The sequence below is a fragment of the Synechococcus sp. MU1643 genome (assembly GCF_020514095.1).
Classification (GTDB): domain Bacteria; phylum Cyanobacteriota; class Cyanobacteriia; order PCC-6307; family Cyanobiaceae; genus Parasynechococcus.
Genome location: NZ_VTKY01000001.1, coordinates 221,231 through 233,862, shown reverse-complemented (window position 1 = coordinate 233,862; position 12,632 = coordinate 221,231). Strand labels below are relative to the sequence as shown.

Annotated in this window: 13 protein-coding genes; 3 read left to right on the top strand and 10 right to left on the bottom strand. The window is 62.6% G+C overall.

The features are described from left to right. Positions 1–10: 10 nt before the first annotated feature. The gene (locus FZX09_RS01430; protein WP_226400320.1) at positions 11–508 is read left to right on the top strand and encodes a hypothetical protein; all 498 of its coding nucleotides are present in this window, start codon (positions 11–13) and stop codon (positions 506–508) included. On the opposite strand, the gene lipA is transcribed toward FZX09_RS01430, so the two are convergent. Both lipA and recR read right to left on the bottom strand, forming a co-directional pair. Continuing rightward, positions 493–1,392, bottom strand: a complete 900-nt coding sequence (lipA, locus tag FZX09_RS01425) for a lipoyl synthase (RefSeq protein ID WP_226399312.1) — start codon at positions 1,390–1,392, stop codon at positions 493–495. The genes FZX09_RS01430 and lipA overlap by 16 nt on opposite strands. After that, on the bottom strand, positions 1,389–1,964 hold the full coding sequence (gene recR, locus FZX09_RS01420) for a recombination mediator RecR (RefSeq protein ID WP_226400318.1): 576 nt from the start codon (positions 1,962–1,964) through the stop codon (positions 1,389–1,391). Before recR ends, lipA begins: the two co-directional genes overlap by 4 nt. Positions 1,965–2,098: 134 nt before the next feature. Here recR and psbP point away from each other — a divergent pair, with 134 nt between their 5' ends. After that, the gene (psbP, locus tag FZX09_RS01415; protein WP_370624144.1) at positions 2,099–2,653 is read left to right on the top strand and encodes a photosystem II reaction center PsbP; all 555 of its coding nucleotides are present in this window, start codon (positions 2,099–2,101) and stop codon (positions 2,651–2,653) included. On the opposite strand, the gene FZX09_RS01410 is transcribed toward psbP, so the two are convergent. The 4 genes from FZX09_RS01410 to FZX09_RS01395 all read right to left on the bottom strand — a co-directional run bounded on the left by FZX09_RS01410 (position 2,654) and on the right by FZX09_RS01395 (position 8,160). After that, entirely contained in the window at positions 2,654–3,586 is a 933-nt protein-coding gene (locus tag FZX09_RS01410) for an LCP family protein (protein WP_226399309.1), read from the bottom strand. It abuts the gene before it with no gap. A 66-nt stretch (positions 3,587–3,652) separates the two neighbouring features. Next, positions 3,653–5,752, bottom strand: a complete 2,100-nt coding sequence (locus FZX09_RS01405) for a cation:proton antiporter (protein ID WP_226400316.1) — start codon at positions 5,750–5,752, stop codon at positions 3,653–3,655. 62 nt (positions 5,753–5,814) lie between these two features. Beyond that, a complete protein-coding gene (locus FZX09_RS01400; protein WP_226399308.1) occupies positions 5,815–7,563 on the bottom strand; it encodes an ABC transporter ATP-binding protein in 1,749 nt (582 codons plus the stop codon). A gap of 309 nt (positions 7,564–7,872) precedes the next feature. Then, positions 7,873–8,160 (bottom strand): RNA-binding protein, encoded by a 288-nt coding sequence (locus FZX09_RS01395; RefSeq protein ID WP_226399307.1) that lies wholly within the window; start codon positions 8,158–8,160, stop codon positions 7,873–7,875. Between the two features lie 227 nt (positions 8,161–8,387). Here FZX09_RS01395 and FZX09_RS01390 point away from each other — a divergent pair, with 227 nt between their 5' ends. After that, complete coding sequence (locus FZX09_RS01390) at positions 8,388–8,552, top strand: hypothetical protein (RefSeq protein ID WP_226399306.1); 165 nt, start codon at positions 8,388–8,390, stop codon at positions 8,550–8,552. Positions 8,553–8,572: 20 nt separating this feature from the next. On the opposite strand, the gene FZX09_RS01385 is transcribed toward FZX09_RS01390, so the two are convergent. The 4 genes from FZX09_RS01385 to FZX09_RS01370 form a co-directional block, all read right to left on the bottom strand. Continuing rightward, entirely contained in the window at positions 8,573–8,821 is a 249-nt protein-coding gene (locus FZX09_RS01385) for a hypothetical protein (RefSeq protein ID WP_226399305.1), read from the bottom strand. Beyond that, positions 8,821–10,602 carry a DEAD/DEAH box helicase gene (locus FZX09_RS01380; RefSeq protein ID WP_226399304.1) on the bottom strand — a complete coding sequence of 594 codons (1,782 nt, stop codon included), beginning with the start codon at positions 10,600–10,602 and terminating at the stop codon, positions 8,821–8,823. The genes FZX09_RS01385 and FZX09_RS01380 overlap by 1 nt, the downstream gene beginning before the upstream one ends. Before the next feature lie 103 nt (positions 10,603–10,705). Continuing rightward, complete coding sequence (locus FZX09_RS01375; protein ID WP_226399302.1) at positions 10,706–11,047, bottom strand: phosphomannose isomerase type II C-terminal cupin domain; 342 nt, start codon at positions 11,045–11,047, stop codon at positions 10,706–10,708. Between the two features lie 13 nt (positions 11,048–11,060). Further along, entirely contained in the window at positions 11,061–12,629 is a 1,569-nt protein-coding gene (locus tag FZX09_RS01370; RefSeq protein WP_226399300.1) for an ATP-dependent RecD-like DNA helicase, read from the bottom strand. Positions 12,630–12,632: the final 3 nt, after the last annotated feature.

Below are 12,632 nucleotides of genomic sequence, written 5' to 3'. Positions count from 1 at the left end.
CTCCCGATCGATGCTCGAACACCTGGAAGCCGAGGCCCGCGAACGGGGACTGCTGCTGCGATTGCAGGTGGGGCGCCCCCTCGGGCTGTGGAGCCTGCGGTTGGTGGTGGCCCGGCAAGCCGCCAGCGGCAGTCTTTTGCTTTTGGGGGAAATGAAGGGATGGGCCTACCCCGCTGCCACGGGCCTGCAGCTCGACACGATGAGGGTGATGCCGAAGGCACCTGCTGGCGTGGGTGATCTGATCTGGGCCGCCACCATGGCCTGGGCCCAGGAAGCAACGCCTTGTGCAAGGGCCCGGTTGCTGGCCATCCGCGACGACGAGCAGCAACACCGCAGGCTGGTGCGCTATTTCCGCCAACGCGGGTTCAACAAAACCCGCGATGTGGAAGCTGCGCTTTGGGATCTGCCCCTGCGCATGGTCTGGGGAGGCGCCGGGGCCCTGATGAGTAGTGATGTGGCAACCGTTCTGGACCGCAGTCTGCGGGGCTGGCGTCAGTCGGCGGCGTGATAACTGCTGCGCACCAACGGGCCACTGCGCACCTGAGCAAACCCAAGCTCACGGGCCACCTCCGCCAACGCGTCGAACTCCTGCGGCGTCCAGTAGCGGGCCACTGGAATGTGCTCAAGGGAGGGACGCAGGTACTGCCCCATGGTGATCCGTTGGCAATCCACGGCGCGGAGATCCTGGAGGGTGGCGATCACCTCGTCGCGGCTCTCCCCCAAGCCAAGCATCAGACCACTTTTGATGGGGATCTGAGGTGCAAGCTCCCGGGCCGCCGCGAGTAAACCGAGCGATCGTTCATAGGTCGCTCCCCGGCGCACCTCCCCCTGCAGCCGCTGCACCGTTTCCAGGTTGTGGTTGAAGCACACCGGTTGCGCCCCCAGCACTGTCGCCAGCCGCTCCCGCTGGGCCATCACGGCCCGCTCCGAGTCCGCCACACCGCCCCAGAAATCTGGGGTGAGCACCTCAAGGGCGATGAGCGGATTGCGGGCTCGGATCGCCGCCATGGTGCTGGTGAAAAGGCCAGCGCCGTGGTCGGGAAGATCGTCGCGGGCCACCGCCGTGAGCACTACGTAGCGGAGTTGCATCGCCTCCACCGCATCGGCCACCCGCTCCGCTTCCGCGGCATCCAGCGACATCGGGGCCTGGCCCTTGTCCACCTGGCAGAAGGCACAGCTGCGGGTGCAGATCGAGCCGCCCAAGAGGAACGTCGCTGTTCCGGCGGCGTAGCACTCGCCGCGGTTGGGGCAGCGCCCCTCCTCGCAGATGGTGTGCAGGCGGTTCTGCTTCACCAGCCCCTGCACCCGCTCCAACTCCGATGCGTTGCCAATCGGCCGCCGCAGCCAGTCCGGCAATCGCTCGGCGGGGGGAATGGCGCTGTACTTGCTCATACCGGCCGGCGCCCCTCCAGGGCGCGGCTCAGGGTGACCTCATCGGCGTATTCCAGTTCACTGCCCATCGGCAAGCCGTAGGCGATCCGGCTCACCGAACAGAAGGGCTTGAGCAACCGCCCCAGATACAAGCTGGTGGTGTCCCCTTCCACGCTGGGGGTGAGGGCGAGTATCACCTCACTGATCTCCTCACTGGTGATCCGCTGCACCAGTTCGGTGACGTGCAGAAGCTCCGGACCAATCCCGTCCATGGGCGAAATCAGGCCCCCAAGAACGTGGTAGCGCCCCTGGAATTCACGGGTGCGTTCCAGCGCCAGAAGATCCCGGGAATCCGCCACCACGCAGATCACGCCGTTGCGGCGCTCAGGTTTGCGGCAAATCTCACATTCGGGATCAGCGGAGAGGTGGAAGCAGGTTTGGCACTGGCCCACCTGGGTGCGGGCCGCTAATAGGGCATCAGCGAACTGATGGATCTGCTCCTCCGGTTGATTCAGAAGATGCAAAGCGAGCCGCTGGGCCGTGCGCGGGCCGATGCCAGGCAGACGCTCGAACTGATCAATCAGCCGGGCCAACGGTTTGGTAAAGCCGCTCAGTGGTCTGCCGCCGATGCGGGAAATGTAGGAGTTGGGGAGATCATCTGCCGCAACAGAGGTCACGACAATCAGGCCACGGAGGCAGAATGGTTCATGGATTGATCGCCCAGCTGATGCAGCTCCTCCAGTCTCTGAGTCGCGTGATCATTTGCGGCGCCTTGTCACTGATGCTGGGAGCCTGCGCAGCAGGACCAACAGCCGGACTGCAGTCGTACCAGAGCCCGGATGGCCGTTTCGCCTTCCTCTATCCCACAGGTTGGACTGAGGTTCAAGTGAGCAATGGACCACGGGTGGTGTTTCACGACCTGATCCACAGCGATGAGACCGTGAGCCTGATGATCAACAAGGTGAACGAAGACAACGAACTGAGTGAACTGGGCAGCGCCGTCGCCGTGGGAGAGCGGCTGCGCCGTGAGGTGATCGCCTCCGCCGGCAGCGGCCGCACCGCCGAGCTGGTGGAAGCGCAGGAGCGAGAGGTGCATGGCCGCACCTTCTACGACATGGAATACGCCGTGCACCTGGAAGATCGCGACCGCCATGAACTGGCGACTGTGGTGGTAGACCGCGGCCGCCTTTACACCCTTGCCACCAGCGTCAACGAAGACCGCTGGAGCAAGGTTGGTGATCTCTGCGGTCGGGTGGTTCACTCACTTACCCTGCTGATCTGATCAGAACAGGAAGCGGAAGCGTTGGCTGCCTTCGCTGTCACTGCTCGACTTGGCCGGCCATTCAGTGTCCAGATAGCTGATGCCATCGGCATTGAACGGAACCGACTTCAGGCTGGAAGCCTTCAGTTCGGTGGTGCCCATGGCGGTTATCAATCCACCCAGTTCCATCGGCCCCAGATCCGTCTCCAAGGCCTGGCCCGCAGCGGTGATCAACGCCGGCAGGCGGATCAGATTTTGTGGTTGTTTCATCTGCTCAAACAAACCCTTCAAGGCCAGCTGCTGCCGTTCCAGCCGGCCAAAATCGCCGCGGCCGTCGTTGCGCCAGCGCAGAAACCCCTCCAGATCCTTGCCCTTCAACAGCTGAGGGCCGGGCTGCAGATCGATCACCAGGTCCTGGCTGCGATCGACGTAATACAGGCGCTTGGGGACATCCACTTCGATTCCCCCCACCAGGTTGGCCAGGGTTTCGAGCGCATCCAGACGCACCACGATGTGGTAGCGGATCGGGCGGTTCATCAGGCGCGACAACTCCCGCTCCACCGCCTCCACTCCTCCGTAGGCCATCAGTGCATTCAGCTTGATGCCACCAAAGCCCTCAGCATCGATGTAGCTGTCGCGGGGGATCTGGGTGATCGACGTGGTGGTGCCATCCACCCGAACCGTGAAAATCACATCAGTGTTGTTGCCAGTGCGGTCTCGGCCCAGCACCACCACCTCCCTTGCCCCGAAGCCGGTCCAACCAACAAATGGGTTAGCAGGCGGCACAGGCTGAGGCAGCACGAAAGATTGATCTGCCGTCCTGGACGGCTCCATGATCAATCGGCTCAGAGGAATCGAAAGAATCAGGCCGCCGCTGAGACCCACCACCACAGCAGCAACGACCGGCCAAGTGATGGCCTCAGATGACGGCTTAGCAGGGGGGGTGGGTGGCATGGAATACACGCTATGCAGCATCTTGGCGCGCTCGTCCTATCTCCGGTAGTGGGGAGCGGGCCTCTGTTAAGCCAAGGGATCGCTGATCACCATCGAGGCGCAGGGGAGCTGGCGGATCAATTTGCTGATGCGATCACTGCCTGGAATCGGCAGACCAGCCACCCGCCTGCGTTGGGTGCGCAGGATCACGAGATCGTGTTCGCGGCTGAGGCGATTAATGGCCCCATCGATGCCGGGCCCCCGCACGATCACGATGTGGAACCGCTCCTCTGGAATCCCCGGCGGACGCCAGCGAATCAGCTGCTGCTCCATCCAGTGACGGTCCTGCCCGCTGAAGCGGGGGTCGTGCACATGCAGCAGGGTGATCCGAACGCGCTGATCCTCCGGGGCTGAGTTGATCACCCGCAGCGCCAGTTCGAATTGCTCGCGGGCGCTGGCGGAGAGGTCTTTGATCGGAACAAGGATTCGGGCCAGGCCGCTATCGGGCTCACGGCCCAGGTTCACTACCACCACCGGACAGTGGGCCGTGCGACAGACCCCATCAACGATGTCGCCCATCAGCCAGGCCCGGAGTTGATCGGTGCGAGCTGCACCGATCAGCAACAGATCCGCGGCCTGTTCCAAAGCTGTGCGGCTCATGCCGCCTGCAATGTCTTCATCCAGCCGCAGCAGACTACGGGTGGGCACAGCCAACTGGGCACCGATGCTCTCCGCCGTGCTGAGGCGTCCACGCGCTGCGGCAATAGCCCGGTTCAAACCACCCCGCATCTCTTCCAGGCTGGGATTCACCATCGCGAGGGGAAGCAGCAACCCTTCAGCCCCCGACGAACCCTGCACCAGGCGGGCCGCCATGCTCAACAACCCCTTCTCGGTGCTGGGGTTGGCCACCGGCACCACGATGCGCAGAGGGCGCTGGACGACCTCATTGACGCCGTCCAGCACCGCCGCCGCCTCACCGAAGCTGACTGGCACCGCATCGGGACTGTGATCCTTGAGCCGTGTCACCGACTGCTCCGTGAGGATCGGCCCCAGGGTGGCCGTCACCACCATTACCGCCAGCACACTGTTCAGCACGGTCTGATTGAGCAGACCCGCCTGGTAGCCAATGAAGGCCGTGGCCAGGGTCGCCGCCACCTTGGGCATCGTCAGAGACCACATCATCAGGATCTGGGCGCGGCGGTAACCGAATAGCCGTCCGCTCAGCCAGGACGCCAAACCCTTGCCGCCGATAGCGCCCACCAGCATTAGCGCGGTGAACTGAAAGTTGCCCAGGCTTTGGCCGAGGCTGCTCAGATCCAGCAGCAATCCCAAATCAATGAAGAAGATCGGGATGAACAGCACGCCACCCACAAAAATCACCTGTTCCTTCACCCGGCCCTCAGGCAGCACGGAATTCACCGCCAAACCAGCCAAGAAGGCGCCGACAATCTTCTCCACACCCGCCAGCTCAGCCCCCAGGGAGGCCAGGAACAGGGCCACCAAAACAGCGAGCACCATCCGATTTTCATCGCTGATGCCCCGCAGCACCAGGCGTCGGCCCAGCCAGCGGATGCCGATCACCACCACCAGAGCGAAGCCACCGATCTTGAGCAGCAGCAGGCCCAGGCCAAGGCCGTTGAGGCTGCCCTGGCCCAGCCCCAGTCCCACCGCCAACAGCAGCAAGGCCACGATGTCGGTGAAGATCGTGCTGCCCACGCTCACCACCACCGCCTCGTCCTTCTGGGCGCCGTAACTGCGCACGATCGGGTAACCAAGCGGAGTGTGAGTCGCCATCAGGGCGCCGAGCAACAGGCACGAGACCGAGGCGAAGCCCGCCATCAGGCCGATCGACACACCCGTGCCCACACCGATCAAAAGGATCAGCAGGCCGTAGATGAACGAGCGGCGCTTGACCCGATTGAACTCCTCGAGATCAATCTCCAGACCCATCGTGAACAGCAGATACACCGCCCCGAGATCGGAGAGCAGCCGTACCGTTTCGCTGCTGCTGTCGACCCAGTTCAAAGCGTGGGGACCTACCACTACGCCAGCCGCCAGCAACCCCACCAAATCGGGCAGACCCAGCCGTCGGATCAACGGCGGCACCGCCGCACTGATCGCCACTAACAGCGAGAACACCCCGAGGGGGTGATGCATCACGTGGCTAATCGAGGCCTGCATGGCCATGGCTGCACCGCCGGCTTGCGGACCCAGCATGGTCACCGGATCTTCCGGCAACAACAGCTGCTTCAGGAAGCGATAACCCCTTCGCCGGCCTGCACCTGCCATAGGTTGGTGTAGATCCCGCCGTGGGCCACCAGGCTGTCGTGGCAGCCCTGCTCAACAATCCGGCCCTGGTCCATCACCACAATCCAATCGGCATGGCGAACCGTGCTGAGACGGTGGGCGATCACCACGGTGGTTCGGTGCTGGGTGATCTGCGCCAAGGAGCGCTGGATGGCAGCTTCGGTGTCGTTATCCACTGCTGCTGTGGCTTCATCGAGCACCAGCACCGGGGCATCCTTGAGGATGGCGCGGGCCAGGGCGATGCGTTGGCGCTGTCCGCCCGAAAGGCGCTGCCCCCGCTCACCAACCAGAGTGTCGTACCCCTGGGGCAAGGCATCGATGAATCCAGCGGCTTCCGCCAAGCGAGCAGCCTTCTCAATCGCCACCGGATCGGGATCTGCGAACCCATAGGCGATGTTCTCGGCCACAGTGCCGTGGAAAAGGTAGACGTCCTGACTCACCAGGGCGATGCAGCGGCGCAGGTCTTGAAGCTGCAGGGTTTCGATGGGGACCCCATCCAGACAGATACTCCCGCCATCTCGCTCATACAACCGCAACAGCAGCTTCACCACCGTGCTCTTGCCGGACCCCGTCGCCCCGACAATGCCGAGGGTCGATCCCGCTTGCACGGTCAGATCGAAGCCCTGCAGCAGTGCTGTTCGGCCGCCATAGGCGAAATCCACTGCTTCAAAGCGAATCTCACCCCGCAGCCGCTGCGGATCCACAGGCACCGTTCCTCCCTGGATCAGAACCGGGGTGTCGATCAAATCGAGCACCCGTTGCGTGGAGGCCATCGAGCGCTGGTATTCATCCAAGGTTCGGCCAATGGCGGTTAACGGCCAGAGCAGGCGCTGGGTAATGAACACGAGAACGCTGTAAGTGGCCACCGGCAGTTCCCCGGCCAGGGCCTTGAAGCCACCGATCAACAGGATCGCCAGGAAAGCGAACAGAATCGCGAAGCGGATCAAGGGGATGAAGCCCGCCGAGAGACGAATCGCCCGGGCATTGCTCTGGCGGTAGGCCAGGCTTTCTGCTCGCAGCCGCTCCAGTTCCAGAGCCTCAGCGGTGAAGCTCTTGATCGTGAGCATCCCCCCCAGGTTGTTAGCAAGCCGGGAGGCGAGGTCGCCCGCCCGAGCCCGCACCTCCCGGTAACGCGGCGCCAGCTGGCGCTGGAAATGCAGCGATCCCCAAAGAATCACCGGAATCGGCAGGTAGGCGAACAGAGCAACCTCCGGCGCCACCATCGCCATGCCGATGCCCACCACCAGCACGGTTGTGATCAACTGCAGGATCTGATTGGCACCGCGATCCAGAAAGCGTTCGAGCTGATTGATGTCGTCATTGAGCACCGCCATCAGGCGACCAGTGCTGTCCTGCTCGAAAAAGGCCAGCTCCAGCTTCTGCAGATGGTCGTAAGCCTCGAGCCGCAGGCTGTGCTGGGTGGTTTGCGCCAGGTTGCGCCAGAGCACGTCGTAGAGGTACTCGAATAGCGACTCCGCCGCCCAGATCACAAAGGTGAGAAGGGCCAGACACCACAGTTGCTGGCCTGCGGTCCTTAGACCGAAACCCGCCAGCACAGACTGGTCACCGCGCACGACCACATCCAGGGCCAGACCGATCAAGGCGGGTGGGGCCAGATCGAACAGCTTGTTGAGCAGGGAGCAGCTAACCGCTGCAATCACAAGGCGACGCTGCGGCGCCAAGTGGCGCATCAGCCGAATCAAGGGGGAGCGATTCGCTGAAGCTTTCCTGAGGGTTCGTTCCGAAACGGTTTTCACTCCTGAAGACGCACTACAACGGAACCACAACTGAAGGAGGTGCCATGAGCCGATCGAGGTAGTTCAACCGCTTTCACTGTTACCTGGCGCGCCAGAAACGATGCGGACTGCGGGATGTCTTACCTCAGTTGCAGGACGCACGTGAGCATCAGCCAAGCCCAGCAGACTGCAGTGATGACGTGCTGCGTCGGCTGAGCTTGCGTGAATATGGAATCGGACCTTATGGAGGCCTAGGCCTGAGCCTCAGCCGCGGTAACCGCCACCACCACCGCGGGGGCCGCCTGAGCGCTCCCGAGGGGTGGCTTTGCTGACGCGGATCATGCGCCCCATCCACTCCACGTCCTGAAGATCGTCGATGGCTTTTTGCTCATCGGCATCGTTGACCATCTCGACGAAAGCGAAACCGCGTTTGCGGCCTGTCTCACGATCCAGGGGCAGGCTGCAGTTCTTGACCTCGCCGTACTCGTTGAAGAGATCAACAAGATGCTCTTGCTCTGCCTGGAATGAAAGATTGCCGATGTAGATGGTCATTGACCGTGGAACCGTTGAACTTGATCGATCGCTTGAGCCGGTTCCGAAAGCTCGGAAAAGGCCAATGCTCAGGCGTGAACCCGATGACGTTACAGGGCAGTCGCACGAATCAACACAAAAAAAAGAAGCAATTACGAAGATTCACCCCCAACCAAGCCATCCACTCCATTGTCAGAAGACCCTGACATAAGAGAGAGATGACATTCGAAAGCCTTTGTTTCCAAGCCATGGCCTGGACCGCCGATGGAGAGCTGGATCCAGTGGACAAGCTTGTGCTGCTCAACAACTTGATCCGGCAGGCCACTCCGAGCGAGCAGATCGAGTTGATTCAAGTGGTGGAAAAGTTGGCACTGCTTCAGCCCGAGGCCACCTTGCAGGTAAGCCATCTCTGACCCTTCTTGATCCCCGGGGATCAGAGTCCGTAGGTCTCGGCTGCCTTGACCTTGCAGTGGGCCTGGGCCGTCTGGATCTCTGCCCCGTTCTGCACCTCCGCCAGAAAACAATGGCAGGTGTCGGCCACCATTCCCTCAGGGGGAACAGTCCCAGCCCTCTGCAGCTCGGCCTTGATGGCCGTTCTGCAGAACTGGGTGATTAGGCTGTTGTCTGATGCGGTTGCAGACAAAGGGCCCAGAACCAAACCAACCGCCAGAAGCACACGCATCAAGAAGTCTGACTGATCTGTAGTTCGCGGTTCATCACTTTCAGGCATCGCAAGCTGTTGAACACGTCCTCGGGCATGCCCTTGGGTAGATCCACCAGGCTGTGATTGTCGAAAATCTGGATGCGGCCAATCATTCGGCCCTGCAGACCGGTCTCGCCAGCGATGGCGCCCACTAGGTTGCCCGGCTTGACCCGATCGCGGTGACCTACCTCAACCCGGTAGCGCTGCATGTTCTCCTCAGGAACCCGCGCCGGACGCTCGCGCCGCTCACGGCGCTCGCCCGAATTGCGGTCGCGGTCGCGGTCGTTGCGACGGGTGTTCTGAATCCAGTCATCGTCTCCCTTGCGCAGCAGCGCATCGGGTCCGATCGCCAAATTGAGCGCCGCCATGGCCAGTTGATCGGAGCTGAGCTCGAGCTCCGTGGCCACCCGCTGCATCAACTCTTGGAGCAGGGCCGCTTCATCGGCTTCAGGGCGTTGGGCCTGAGCAGCCTCACTTAAACGCTTACGCAGACGGTCCAACCGACCCTGGTTGATGGCCGTGTTACCGGGCACCTCCATTGCTTCGATCGGCTGACCCGTAGCCCGCTCCAGGTTGCGGATGAAACGCCGTTCCCGTGGGGTCACGAACAGAACCGCTTCTCCGGTACGTCCAGCGCGGCCCGTCCGGCCGATGCGGTGCACGTAGGCCTCGCTGTCGAACGGCATGTCGTAGTTGATCACCAGACCGATGCGTTCCACATCAAGACCCCGCGCCGCAACGTCGGTGGCCACGAGGATGTCGACCGATCCACTGCGCAGTCGCTCCACGGTGCGTTCCCGTTGGTTCTGAGGAACGTCGCCATTGAGCACCGCCACCTGATGGCCGCCGGCCTCAAGGGTTTCAGCCACGGTCAAGGTGATCGCCTTGGTGCGGGCAAAGATGATCACACCCTCACCACCACAGGCGTCGAGAACCCGTTGCAGGGCTTCGAGCTTGTGCGGCATCGGTACCGTGATCGAACGCTGGCGGATCCGCTTGCCTTCCTGATCCTTGGTGCGAATCGTGACCTCAGCAGGGTCCTTGAGATAACGCTTAGACAGGCGACGGATCTCGGGGGGCATCGTCGCGGAGAACAGCACCACCTGACGCTGCTCAGGCAATTGATCGAGGATCCACTCCACATCGTCGATGAAGCCCATGCGGAGCATTTCATCTGCTTCATCGAGCACCAGGCTGCGCAGACCGCTTGTGTCGAGAGTTCCCTGACGCATGTGGTCCATCACCCGACCCGGGGTGCCCACCACCACATCAACCCCGCGCCTTAGGGCACTGATCTGGGAGCGGAAATCCGTGCCGCCATACACCGCCAGCACCTTCAAATGGGGATGGCCGGCGGAATAAGCCTTAAACGACTCGGCCACCTGCATCGCCAGCTCACGTGTAGGGGCGAGCACCAAGGCCTGGGGTGTTTTCTGGCCACTCTCAAGACGCTCGAGCAAAGGCAACGCAAATGCTGCCGTTTTGCCGGTACCGGTCTGGGCCTGACCCACCAGATCGCGGCCGAGCATCAGCTCGGGGAATGCGGCCTTCTGGATGGGGGACGGATCGGTATACCCCTTGTCCGCCAGGGTGCGGAGCAAGGCCTCACTGAAACCAAAACCGGCAAAACCGGATTCCGGCTCAGCCGATGTGATCGTGGTGGTGAACACCTCTGCATTGGAATTGGATTCCGGGAGCGCTGATGCAGAAAGATCCACTGCGCAGGCGGAATCATCGCGCTGCTGTTGCTGTTCAGTCATGGAAGGTGGCTTCGCCTGATTGATCTCTGAAATCAGGCTCACAACCTCCCTGCAACTAAAGAGTTGCGCTCTGGTTGTGTTGCCTACGCTTCAAAGGTTGAACTCAATTTATCACCCGGCCGTAATCATCCTGCAGACGTTCGATGTCGTCTTCCCGCAGATCAACACCGTGCTGAACTTCGAGAATCAACAGATCTGAGCCTTCTGCACGGGCGCGATGCACAGCGCAGCAGGGGATAGAGAGCATGACGCCCTGGCTTGCGGCATGCCATGTCTCACCGCAGAGCAGAGCACCCGAACCTGATACCACGGTCCAACTTTCGCTGCGATGACGATGGCGCTGCAGGGACAACTGCTGCCCGGCACAAACCAACAGACGTTTCACCAAATAGTTGTCCCCCTGGGTCAACGTTTCGTACCAACCCCAGGGACGCTCAACCCGCATCAGTCCACCCGCGTCAGATCAACGTCACCAGGTCAAGGCTGGCACGGGCTCGCGTGATCGCTGTGTAGAGCAAACGGCGTTGATGTTCAGCAGCCGGGCCATCCTCGAGGGGATCTGGCCAGAGCACGATCACCCGATCCGCCTCACTGCCCTGGGCCCGATGGATGGTGAGCGCAACCGCCGGCTCCAGACGCCGCAAACGAGCTGGATGCAAACGGCGCACCTGCAGCTGGCCTTCCGGATCCACAACCTGGAACAACAGGCGTCGTTCAGAGCCTGCCCCGATCACCACCCCGAGGTCGCCATTGGCCAAGCCGAGTTCCGGTTGATTGCTGCCGCAGATCACCGGCAAGCCGATCGGCCAACGCTCGACCTTGCCGGCTGCATTGGCCCCCAGCAGCGTGCGGTGCACATCATCAAGACTCCACGGCCCCCGGCGGCGTGGACAGAGCAACAGGTCCTGCTCTAGCAGCGCAAACAAGGGCCGGGACTCCGCCATCAGCTCCTGCTCGGTACAGCGGTTGAGATCAACCGTCAGCGCCTGCAGCTGCTGAAGACGCTGGATCCAGCGCTGCCGCACCAAGGCCGGAAAACGACGCAGGAGACTGGGGTGCACCTGAAGATTGGCCTGCTCGGGCAAAGCAGCCAGATCCGCTGTAAAGGTCTTGAGATCCCCCTGGCGCAGCTGTTGCGCCACCTGCGCCAGGGCACCGCGGTTGCGGTAGGTGTGCTCGAGATGTATGGCGCCGGCACCGAAACGGCCGCGCACGTCAGGCTGCTGAAGCCGATGCCAGACCGCTCCACTTCCCACCGGCGGCAGCTGGGCTGGATCCCCCACCAACAGCAGCCGACAACCGCTGGACAACGCCTCCAGCAAAGCCTGGGTCAAGGCCAGATCCAGCATCGACATCTCGTCGATCACCAGCAGATCCAGCTCCAAGGGACGCTGGCGGTGCCTACCGAAGCCACGGCTGCCGGCCTCCAACCAGCGATGAAGGGTGCTGCAGGGCAATGGAGCCCGCTGCGCCAGCACCGCATCCCCCAAGCGCCTTGCCGCCTTGCCGGTGGGGGCCGCCAAACCGATGCGCAGGCCGGGATGGCGGGCTTCCGCCCGGGCCAGAATCTCCACCACCGTGCTGGTTTTGCCCGTGCCCGGACCACCGCTGAGCAGAACAACCGAGGCTTGATCCAGGGCACGCACGGCGGCGCACTGTTCAGGGTTGAGACGATCCGACAGCTCGAGATCGACAACCTTGTCGGGCTTTGGAACGGGGGCGTGGGCCCGCTCCACCAGCTCGGCCACCACCTGCTCCATGGCCTGCAACCAGCGGCGCCAGCCCAGCCGATCACCCTGAAGCAGCAGGGGGGAGGCCTCCCCCTTCAGCCAGCCACTGGCTTGGGCAACGGCAAGCCGTTCCGGCGTCAGCTTCACCGTCAACTCCCCCTGCTCCAAGGCCAGCACCATGTCGCGGCTGAGCTCCTCCAATGCGGGGCCATCCGCCTGGGGCGGGATCCGTCGCCGCAGTGCCGCATGGAGGCCGGCCGCAAAGCTGGAGGGCCAAGTGCTGGTTCCCTGGGGCAACAG

Bases quoted from the DNA above. Each gene is read 5' to 3' on its own strand.
- FZX09_RS01395 (WP_226399307.1), bottom strand. From the start codon at position 8,160: ATGACCATCTACATCGGCAATCTTTCATTCCAGGCAGAGCAAGAGCAT.
- FZX09_RS01375 (WP_226399302.1), bottom strand. From the start codon at position 11,047: ATGCGGGTTGAGCGTCCCTGGGGTTGGTACGAAACGTTGACCCAGGGG.
- FZX09_RS01405 (WP_226400316.1), bottom strand. From the start codon at position 5,752: ATGGCCATGCAGGCCTCGATTAGCCACGTGATGCATCACCCCCTCGGG.
- FZX09_RS01390 (WP_226399306.1), top strand. From the start codon at position 8,388: ATGGCCTGGACCGCCGATGGAGAGCTGGATCCAGTGGACAAGCTTGTG.
- FZX09_RS01385 (WP_226399305.1), bottom strand. From the start codon at position 8,821: ATGCGTGTGCTTCTGGCGGTTGGTTTGGTTCTGGGCCCTTTGTCTGCA.
- FZX09_RS01430 (WP_226400320.1), top strand. From the start codon at position 11: ATGCTCGAACACCTGGAAGCCGAGGCCCGCGAACGGGGACTGCTGCTG.
- FZX09_RS01380 (WP_226399304.1), bottom strand. From the start codon at position 10,602: ATGACTGAACAGCAACAGCAGCGCGATGATTCCGCCTGCGCAGTGGAT.
- psbP (WP_370624144.1), top strand. From the start codon at position 2,099: ATGCAGCTCCTCCAGTCTCTGAGTCGCGTGATCATTTGCGGCGCCTTG.
- FZX09_RS01400 (WP_226399308.1), bottom strand. From the start codon at position 7,563: ATGCGCCACTTGGCGCCGCAGCGTCGCCTTGTGATTGCAGCGGTTAGC.
- lipA (WP_226399312.1), bottom strand. From the start codon at position 1,392: ATGAGCAAGTACAGCGCCATTCCCCCCGCCGAGCGATTGCCGGACTGG.
- FZX09_RS01410 (WP_226399309.1), bottom strand. From the start codon at position 3,586: ATGCCACCCACCCCCCCTGCTAAGCCGTCATCTGAGGCCATCACTTGG.